This window comes from Streptomyces nanhaiensis, assembly GCF_046614825.1.
In the GTDB taxonomy this organism is placed as follows: Bacteria; Actinomycetota; Actinomycetes; order Streptomycetales; family Streptomycetaceae; genus Streptomyces; species Streptomyces radiopugnans.
In genome coordinates this window covers 1-8,850 of sequence record NZ_JBKJFM010000204.1, presented here as the reverse complement: position 1 = coordinate 8,850, position 8,850 = coordinate 1, and the positions used below count along the sequence as shown (strand labels likewise).

At 74.4% G+C, this 8,850-nt stretch carries 8 protein-coding genes and 1 pseudogene; 7 read left to right on the top strand and 2 right to left on the bottom strand.

The genetic code is table 11. From position 1 onward, the window contains the following. Positions 1-455, bottom strand: a pseudogene (locus ACLIYP_RS27795) (hypothetical protein); the annotation flags it as partial. A 289-nt stretch (positions 456-744) separates the two neighbouring features. On the opposite strand from ACLIYP_RS27795, the gene galE reads away from it, so the two are divergent. The 3 genes from galE (at position 745) to idi (ending at position 3,599) form a co-directional block, all read left to right on the top strand. Next, positions 745-1,770 (top strand): UDP-glucose 4-epimerase GalE, encoded by a 1,026-nt coding sequence (gene galE / locus ACLIYP_RS27790; protein WP_412715851.1) that lies wholly within the window; start codon positions 745-747, stop codon positions 1,768-1,770. A 194-nt stretch (positions 1,771-1,964) separates the two neighbouring features. Beyond that, positions 1,965-2,903 carry a cation diffusion facilitator family transporter gene (locus ACLIYP_RS27785; protein ID WP_412715850.1) on the top strand — a complete coding sequence of 313 codons (939 nt, stop codon included), beginning with the start codon at positions 1,965-1,967 and terminating at the stop codon, positions 2,901-2,903. Positions 2,904-3,038: 135 nt separating this feature from the next. After that, entirely contained in the window at positions 3,039-3,599 is a 561-nt protein-coding gene (gene idi, locus ACLIYP_RS27780) for an isopentenyl-diphosphate Delta-isomerase (protein ID WP_412715849.1), read from the top strand. Positions 3,600-3,636: 37 nt separating this feature from the next. Here idi and ACLIYP_RS27775 read toward each other — a convergent pair whose 3' ends face one another. Beyond that, positions 3,637-4,221 (bottom strand): ATP-binding protein, encoded by a 585-nt coding sequence (locus ACLIYP_RS27775; RefSeq protein WP_412715848.1) that lies wholly within the window; start codon positions 4,219-4,221, stop codon positions 3,637-3,639. Positions 4,222-4,508: 287 nt separating this feature from the next. On the opposite strand from ACLIYP_RS27775, the gene ACLIYP_RS27770 reads away from it, so the two are divergent. The 4 genes from ACLIYP_RS27770 to ACLIYP_RS27755 all read left to right on the top strand — a co-directional run. Then, the gene (locus ACLIYP_RS27770; protein ID WP_412715847.1) at positions 4,509-5,303 is read left to right on the top strand and encodes an enoyl-CoA hydratase/isomerase family protein; all 795 of its coding nucleotides are present in this window, start codon (positions 4,509-4,511) and stop codon (positions 5,301-5,303) included. A gap of 9 nt (positions 5,304-5,312) precedes the next feature. Next, on the top strand, positions 5,313-6,176 hold the full coding sequence (locus ACLIYP_RS27765; RefSeq protein WP_412715846.1) for an SCO6745 family protein: 864 nt from the start codon (positions 5,313-5,315) through the stop codon (positions 6,174-6,176). A gap of 101 nt (positions 6,177-6,277) precedes the next feature. Further along, positions 6,278-6,403, top strand: a complete 126-nt coding sequence (locus tag ACLIYP_RS27760; protein WP_269846161.1) for an LPFR motif small protein — start codon at positions 6,278-6,280, stop codon at positions 6,401-6,403. Positions 6,404-6,493: 90 nt separating this feature from the next. Further along, the coding region (locus ACLIYP_RS27755; protein ID WP_412715852.1) for a Tex family protein at positions 6,494-8,850 on the top strand (2,357 nt) is incomplete at its 3' end.

Below are 8,850 nucleotides of genomic sequence, written 5' to 3'. Positions count from 1 at the left end.
GGGGCGGGAAGCGGGGCGTTCAGGCGGGCGGTCTGGCAGCCGTCCGTACGCCGGAACGAGGCGTCCACCCGCTGTCCGCGCCACACTCCGGTGATACGGGCGGTGGCCGGGCCGCCGTGGATCTGGGCGCACATCGCGTCCTCGGGGACGGCGCTGGACACGGTGGTGGACACGGCGCGGGCCAGGGCGGCGCGCGCCCCGGGCTGGACGGTCAGTGCGCCGGGGATCGCGGCGGCGGGGAAGCGCGGGTCGGTCAGGGCCAGCCGCAGGCTGTGCGCGTGCCCGACGAAGCGGGGGTCGACGAGGGCGACGCGCTCACCGGCCGGTACGGCCGCCAGCGCCGCCTCCACCCCGGCGGCGTCCTCCGCCACCCGCACGTCGAAACCCAGCGACCGCAGATCGCCCTCCAGGGGCGCCCCCGCGACCGGCGGACCGGTGAGAATGGCGGTCGACAAGAACGAACTCACTCCTTGGAAGCCGTACCGTCCGCGGCGCGGTCCGTAACGAGCGGCATCCGGGCAGCGGTCACCGTGCGCCATCACCCGTTCGGGGGCAGGCAGCACGTGGCCAGAGGTTATCGGATAGGTGGAAGCGTCCGTTCACCCCGCATTCACCGGACGAGAGCGCCCCACCGTCACGAAAGGTGACAGAACACCACGGACCGCGTTCCAGGATCCTCGATCCCGGTGACTCGCACAAGGAGCGCGTCCGCGGCGGTGTCCGGCCGGTGGTTAGGCTGCGGCCATGACGTGGCTGGTGACCGGAGGAATCGGATACGTCGGCGCACACGTGGCGCTGGCGATGGCGGAGGCCGGCGAGGACGTCGTCGTGCTCGACGACGTCTCCAGCGGCCTGCCCGAGCGGTTGCCGCCCGGTGTGCCCCTGGTGCGCGGGTCGGTCGCCGACCGGGGGCTGCTCGACCGCACGATCGCCGGGCACGGCGTCACGGGCGTGGTGCACCTGGCGGCGAAGAAGCAGGTGGGCGAGTCGGTGGAGCACCCGCTGACGTACTACCGGGAGAACCTGCACGGGCTCACGGTGCTGCTGGAGGCCGTGGTCGCGGCCGGGGTGCGGCGCTTCCTCTTCTCCTCCTCCGCAGCCGTCTACGGCATGCCGGACGTGGACCTGGTCACCGAGGACACCCCCTGCGTCCCGATGAGCCCCTACGGCGAGACGAAGCTGGCGGGCGAGTGGCTGGTGCGCGCCACCGGGCGGGCGCACGGGCTGTCCACCGCCTGCCTGCGCTACTTCAACGTGGCGGGGGCCGCGCGGCCGGAGCTGGCCGACATCGGTGTGTTCAACGTCATCCCGATGTTCTTCGACGCCCTCACGCGCGGTGAGGCGCCGCGGATCTTCGGCGACGACTACCCCACCCCCGACGGCACCTGCGTGCGCGACTACATCCACGTCACCGATCTGGCCGAGGCGCATCTGGCCGTCGCCCGCCGGCTGGCGGAGCGTCCGGCCGGCGGGGACCTGACGGTGAACGTCGGCTCCGGCGAGGGCGTGTCGGTGCGGGAGCTGGCCGACCTCGTCGTCGAGACCACCGGCATCCGCGAGCCCGCCCCGGTCGTCGCACCGCGCCGCCCCGGGGACCCCGCGCGGGTGGTCGCCTCGGCCGAACGGATCGGCGGGGAACTGGGCTGGAGGCCCCGGCACGGGGTGCGCGAGATGGTGGCCTCGGCCTGGGAGGGCTGGTGCCTTCGCCACCCCGGCCGCCGCGCGGGCGGGCCCGCCGACGGCACGACGACGGCCCCCACCGGGAGGTAGCCGCCCCGCCCGGGCGGCCGGGCACGATCGCCCGAACAAGCGGGAGACATCCGCCGGATGAGTGGAAACCGCAGGTCAGAGACGATGACAACGATGTTCGGTGCCGCGTTGCCCCATACCCCCCGCCCGTAGTTCACTGGGACCGTCCGCACCGGTCGTACGCGGCGTCGGCCGCTATACGGGAGGCATCATCCATGGGCGCAGGGCACAACCACGGCGGGCCGCGGCCGGCCGGGCCGGGTACGGCGGGAGCCGCCTACCGGGGGCGGCTGCGCGCCGCGCTGGCCATCGCGGTCGTCCTGCTGCTCGCCGAGCTCGCGGGCGCGGCGCTGACCGGTTCGCTGGCGCTGCTGGCCGACGCCGGCCATGTGGCCACCGACGCGGTCGGCATCGGGATGGCGCTGCTGGCGATCCACGTCGCCAACCGGCCCGGCAGCGAGCGGCGCACCTTCGGCCTCGCCCGGGCCGAGATCCTCGCCGCGCTGCTCAACGCCCTGCTGCTGCTCGGGGTGGGCGGCTACATCCTGGTGGAGGCCGTCGAACGGCTGCGCCATCCCCAGGAGGTGCCCGGGGGGCTGACGGTCCTGTTCGGCGTCGTCGGCCTGGCCCTCAACGGCCTGTCCCTGGCCCTGCTGATGCGCGGGCAGCGCGAGAGCCTGAACGTGCGCGGCGCCTTCCTGGAGGTGGCGGCGGACGCCCTGGGCTCCCTGGCGGTGATCGCCGCCGCACTGGTGATCATGTTCACCGGCTGGCGGCAGGCCGATCCGGTCGCCTCGCTGCTGATCGCGGTGCTGATCGTGCCGCGGACGGTGCGGCTGGCCCGCGAGGCGATCGACGTCCTGCTGGAGGCCGCGCCCCGGCATGTGGACATGGCCGGGGTGCGGGCGCACATCCTGGGTGTGCCCGGGGTGGAGGACCTGCACGACCTGCACGTGTGGACCATCACCTCCGGCATGCCGGTGCTCTCCGCCCACGTGGTGGTCGGCCGGGAGGCGCTGGAGGCCGAGGGCGGACACGACAGGATCCTGCGGGATCTCCACAGCTGCCTGGGCCGGCACTTCGACGTCGAGCACTGCACCTTCCAGCTGGAGCCGCACGGTCACGCGGCGCGCGAGGGGCGGCTGTGCCACTGACGCCCCCACCTGCGCCGTGACGCACTCCGTACCGCCCGCCCGGCGAGCGGCCCCCGTCCGTGTACGGCACACTGGAGCGGACAGTCGGAACATCGGAGAAATGCCGTTCCGACGCATTCGCGGTGAAGGGCGGACATGACCAACGGCACGGCGGACCCGATCATGCTCGAGCTGGTCGACGAGGACGGCAGGACGATCGGGACCGCGGAGAAGCTCTCCGCCCACCAGGCCCCCGGCCGGCTGCACCGGGCCTTCTCCGTCTTCCTCTTCGACGACATGGGCCGGCTGCTGCTCCAGCGCAGGGCACTGGGCAAGTACCACTCCCCCGGTGTGTGGTCCAACACCTGCTGCGGCCACCCCTATCCCGGCGAGCGGCCCTTCGCCGCCGCGGCGCGGCGGGTCGGCGAGGAACTGGGCATGGCCCCCGTACTGATGCGGGAGGCGGGGACGGTGCGCTACAACCATCCGGACCCGGCCTCCGGCCTGGTCGAGCAGGAGTACAACCACCTCTTCGCGGGACTGGTGCGGGACATGCCCCGGCCGGACCCGGAGGAGATCGCGGAGACGGCGTTCGTGACGCCCGGGGAACTGCTCAAGCGGCACGAGGCGGAGCCGTTCTCGGCCTGGTTCATGACGGTGCTGGACGCGGCGCGGGGCGGCATCCGCGAGGTGACCGGGGTCTCGGCCGGCTGGTGACGCGCACCGCCGCCGGCCCGCCGAACCGCGCCGCGGCTCAACGGGCCGGCGGCGGCGTCGAGGGCGGCAGAGGTGCCAGCGGCATCACTACCCGGACCACCTTGCCGCCGGAGGCGGTCCGGTCGGCCTCGCAGAACCCGCCCGCCTCGGCGACGACGGCCTTGACCAGGAGCAGCCCCCGCCCCCCGATGTGCTCCCGCCCCGGGTCGGCGGCCAGCGCCGCGGGGCGGTAGGGATGGCCGTCCTCGACCCCCAGGCGCACCCGGCCGGCGCCGAGGGAGACCTCGACGCCGATCTGCGTGGAGAGCAGGGCCGCGTGCCGCACGGCGTTGGTGACCAGTTCGGAGAGGACCAGCAGCAGGCCGTCCATCAGTTCGCCGGTGACCGGGGCGCCCCTGCGGCGCAGGAGGTCCCGCACGGCGTGGCGCGCCCGGGGCACGGAGGACTCGTGCACCGGGACGGTGAAGCGCCAGGCGCCCTCGTACGGCCGGGGGCGGGGCTGCTCCTGCGGCTGCGGCTGCGGCTGCGACCGGACGTACGGCCGCGGCTGCTCCTGCGGCTGCTCCGGCCGCGGAAGCGGTTGCGGCCGCGATGGCGCGGCCGGCCGGTCCGGCGCGGCCACGGGCGCCCGTCCGTCCCGGTCAGGGAGGGAATCCCCGCGGATGTCCATCTGCCGCACCCCGCTCTCGGCTCTCGCCGGCCGCCTCGGCCCGGACCGGTTACGGACCGGTTCTCCCCACGAGTGTTGGCCCGCCGTGCGTGCGGTCCGGCCCTGTGACCGCAACTCGGCACTTATCGATGGCAATTGACAGAAGGCTTGCGCGCCGTTCGCGACCGTGACCGACCCTGCGCGATCGTTTCTGCACCCTCGCCTCGGCGTCCGCGCCCGCTGCCGTTACGATCCGGCCCATGCCCGCGCAAATCCCTCCGGCCGGCGCACCGGCCCTGCCGGTCTCCGTCCAGGACGGCGTCGCCACCCTGACCATCCGCAATCCGGCCAAGCGCAACGCGATGACGCCGGACATGTGGCGGCGGATGCCCGCCGTGCTGGAGCGGCTCGCCGCCGATCCCGCCGTACGGGCCCTGGTCCTCACCGGCGAGGGCGGTACCTTCTGCGCGGGTGCCGACATCTCCGCCCTGCGTGAGGGCGACGCGGAGTCCCGCGGCCTGGCCGTGGCCGCCGAGGAGGCGCTGGCGGCCTTCCCGCGGCCCACGCTCGCGGCCGTGCGCGGGCACTGCGTGGGCGGCGGCTGCCAGCTCGCCGTCGCCTGCGACCTGCGCTTCGCCGCCGAGGGAGCCCTGTTCGGCATCACCCCGGCGAAGCTGGGCATCGTCTACGGCGCCTCCTCCACCCGGCGCCTGGTCTCCCTGGTCGGCCCTGCCACCGCCAAGTACCTTCTGTTCTCGGGTGAGTTGATCGACGCCGAGCGGGCACTGCGCACCGGGCTGGCCGACGAGGTGCACCCGGAGGACGAACTGGACGGGCGGGTCGCGGCGTTCGCGCGGCTGCTCGTCTCGCGCTCGCAGCTCACCCAGGCCGCCGCCAAGGAGTTCGCGAACGGCGCCGGGGCCGGCCCCGTGCCGGTGGAGCGGGTCGCGTACTGGGAGGAGCGCGCCCGGGAGAGCGGTGAGCGGGCCGAGGGGGTGGCCGCCTTCCTGGAACGGCGCTCTCCGGTCTTCACCTGGCCACTTACCGACGGGTAGCGTGCGGGTATGACGTCCCTCCCCGCCAAAGCCGGACGGCGCTGCCACAACGCCGTCAACCCGCTGCACTCGGCTCTCTACTTCGCCCCCGACCTGGCACGCGAGCTGGCCCCTTACGGCATCGAGGACCCCTCCGCGGTCTACTTCGCCGGCCGTGCCGCGGCGCTCGGCCGGGTCGGGCCCGGGGTCGTCACCGCGACCTTCCACAACTTCCACCACGCCCTCGTCGCCCGCCACCTGCCGGCCGTGTGGGAGCTGGCCGCACCCGAGACCGTGCTCGCCGCCCGGCTGCGCGCCGCCGACTCCATGCTGCGGCGCCTGCTGGGCGAGGAGGCGGTGGCGTCCGAGGAGATGGCCGAGGCCGCCGAACTGGCCCTGCGCGCCGCCGAGGGGTGCGTCCGCCCGGGCCGCCCGCTGTACGCGGCGCTCGCCGACCTCCCCGTGCCCGAGGCCCCGCACCTGGCGCTGTGGCACGGCGCCTCGCTGCTGCGCGAGCACCGCGGCGACGCCCATGTCGCCGTCCTCCAGCACGCCGGACTGGATCCGGTGGAGGCGCTGGTCAGCCACACCGCCAGCGGCCGCGGCATGAGCCCCAAGTGGGCGCTGGCCACCCGCGGCTGGAGCCGCCGGGACTGGGAGGAGGCCCAGGAGCGGCTGCGCGGGCGCGGACTGCTGGACGGCGACGGCGAGTTGACCGGGGCCGGCACCGCCCTGCGCAAGGAGCTGGAGGAGGAGACCGACCGGCTCGACGCCGCGCCGTACGAGCACCTGGGCGCGGCGGGCACCGAGCGGCTGACCGAGCTGTGCGGCGCCTTCACCGGCGCGGCCCTCGCCTCGGGCGCCTTCCCGGCGGACCTGTTCGGCAAGGGCTGAGCGGAAACGGGCGGAAAGCCCCGGAGGGCGACAACCGGCCGACAGGGCAGGAACGGAGACGGAACGGGTTTGTCCGGCGCCCGAGCGGTCACGCGTACAGCATGTTCCGAGCCATAGCAGACGCACTCCGTACCGTCGGCGGCGCCATCGCGACCGTGGTGACGCTGCCCTTCCGCCTCCTCGCCCGCCTCTTCGGCGGGGCTTCGCACGCCGGACGCCGCGTCTGACCGTCCGCCTGTCGGTGCGGCCTGTAACAATGCGGGCTACCGGGGGAGCACCCAGCACCGAGTGAGGCGGAACGGATCGTGACACAGTCCATCGGAGAGACGCCCGTCGAGGGCGCGGCACCGGCCGGCACGTCCGGCGCGGCGTCCGTCGAGGGCAGGATCGCCGAGGAACTCGGCGTACGGGAACGGCAGGTCAGGGCCGCCGTCGAACTGCTCGACGGCGGCTCGACCGTGCCGTTCGTCGCGCGCTACCGCAAGGAGGCCACCGGCGGCCTGGACGACGCGCAGCTGCGCGCCCTGGAGGAGAGGCTGCGCTACCTGCGGGAGCTGGAGGAGCGGCGGACGGCGATCCTGGAGTCCGTACGCTCCCAGGGGAAGCTCGACGCCGAACTGGAGGCCCGCATCCGGGCCGCCGACTCCAAGGCGCGCCTGGAGGACGTCTACCTGCCCTACAAGCCCAAGCGGCGCACCAAGGCGCAGATCGCCCGCGAGGCGGGCCTGGAGCCGCTGGCCGACGGCCTGCTCGCCGACCCGTCCGTGGAACCGGCCGCCGCCGCGGCGGCCTTCACCGACCCGGACAAGGGGGTGGCCGACGCCTCCGCCGCGCTGGAGGGCGCCCGCGCGATCCTCACCGAGCGCTTCGGCGAGGACGCCGACCTGATCGGCGAGCTGCGCGAGACGATGTGGCGGCGCGGCCGGCTCGTGGCGAAGGTGCGCGAGGGCAAGCAGGAGCAGGGCGCCAAGTTCGCCGACTACTTCGACTTCTCCGAGCCCTTCACCGAACTGCCCTCGCACCGGGTGCTGGCGATGCTGCGCGGCGAGAAGGAGGAGGTCCTCGACCTCTCCCTGGAGCCGGAGCCGGAACCCGCCGGGGAGGCCGCGGAGGGCGGGGCCCTGCGCGAGACCACCGGCCCCTCCGAGTACGAGCGCGCGATCGCCCGCCGCTTCGGCGTCGAGGACCGCGGCCGCCCGGCCGACCGCTGGCTGGCCGACACCGTGCGCTGGGCCTGGCGCACCCGCATCCTGGTGCACCTGGGCATCGACCTGCGGATGCGGCTGCGCACCGCCGCCGAGGACGAGGCGGTCGCGGTGTTCGCGGCCAACCTGCGCGATCTGCTGCTGGCCGCCCCCGCCGGCACCCGCGCCACCATGGGCCTGGACCCGGGCTTCCGCACGGGCGTGAAGGTCGCCGTCGTCGACGCCACCGGCAAGGTCGCCGCCACCGAGACGATCTACCCGCACGTCCCGCAGAACCGCTGGAAGGAGTCGCTGGCGACGCTGGCGCGGCTGGCGCGGGAGCACCGGGTGGAGCTGATCGCCGTCGGCAACGGCACCGCCTCCCGCGAGACGGACCGGCTGGCCGCCGAACTGTGCGCGGCGCAGCCCGAGTTGAAGCTGACGAAGGTGATGGTCTCGGAGGCGGGGGCCTCGGTGTACTCCGCCTCCGCCTTCGCCTCGCGCGAACTGCCCGACCTGGACGTCTCGCTGCGCGGCGCGGTCTCCATCGCCCGGCGCCTGCAGGACCCGCTGGCCGAACTGGTCAAGATCGACCCCAAGTCGATCGGGGTGGGCCAGTACCAGCACGACGTCTCCGAGGTGAAGCTGTCGCGCTCGCTGGACGCGGTGGTGGAGGACTGCGTCAACGGCGTCGGCGTGGACGTCAACACCGCCTCGGCGCCGCTGCTGTCGCGGGTGTCGGGCATCGGCTCGGGCCTGGCGGAGAACATCGTCGCCCACCGCGACGCAAACGGCCCCTTCCGCAGCCGCAGGGCGCTCAAGGACGTCCCCCGGCTCGGCCCCAAGGCGTACGAGCAGTGCGCGGGCTTCCTGCGCATCCGCGACGGGGACGACCCGCTGGACGCCTCCGCCGTCCACCCCGAGGCGTACCCGGTGGTGCGCCGGATGGTGAGGACGACCGGCAGCGACGTCGCGGCCCTGATCGGCAACACCGAGGTGCTGCGCGGCCTGCGGCCGCAGGAGTTCGTGGACGACACCTTCGGCCTGCCGACGGTGACCGACATCATCAGGGAGCTGGAGAAGCCGGGCCGCGACCCGCGCCCGGCCTTCCGTACGGCCACCTTCAGGGAGGGCGTGGAGAAGATCGGCGACCTGGAGCCGGGCATGGTCCTGGAGGGCGTGGTCACCAACGTCGCCGCGTTCGGCGCCTTCGTGGACGTCGGCGTGCACCAGGACGGCCTGGTCCACGTCTCGGCGATGTCGAAGACGTTCGTGAAGGACCCGCGCGAGGTGGTGAAGTCCGGCGACGTGGTGAAGGTCAAGGTGCTGGACGTGGACGTGCCGCGCAAGCGGATCTCGCTGACGCTGCGGCTGGACGACGAGACCGGTCCCGGTGCGGGCGGCGTCCGTCCGGCGCGCGGTCAGCGCGGAGGCGGGCAGCGCGAGGGCGGCCGGCGCGCCTCCGCTCCGCGCCCGCGCCAGGGGCAGGG

Bases quoted from the DNA above. Each gene is read 5' to 3' on its own strand.
- idi (WP_412715849.1), top strand. From the start codon at position 3,039: ATGACCAACGGCACGGCGGACCCGATCATGCTCGAGCTGGTCGACGAG.
- ACLIYP_RS27765 (WP_412715846.1), top strand. From the start codon at position 5,313: ATGACGTCCCTCCCCGCCAAAGCCGGACGGCGCTGCCACAACGCCGTC.
- ACLIYP_RS27760 (WP_269846161.1), top strand. From the start codon at position 6,278: ATGTTCCGAGCCATAGCAGACGCACTCCGTACCGTCGGCGGCGCCATC.
- ACLIYP_RS27785 (WP_412715850.1), top strand. From the start codon at position 1,965: ATGGGCGCAGGGCACAACCACGGCGGGCCGCGGCCGGCCGGGCCGGGT.
- ACLIYP_RS27770 (WP_412715847.1), top strand. From the start codon at position 4,509: ATGCCCGCGCAAATCCCTCCGGCCGGCGCACCGGCCCTGCCGGTCTCC.
- galE (WP_412715851.1), top strand. From the start codon at position 745: ATGACGTGGCTGGTGACCGGAGGAATCGGATACGTCGGCGCACACGTG.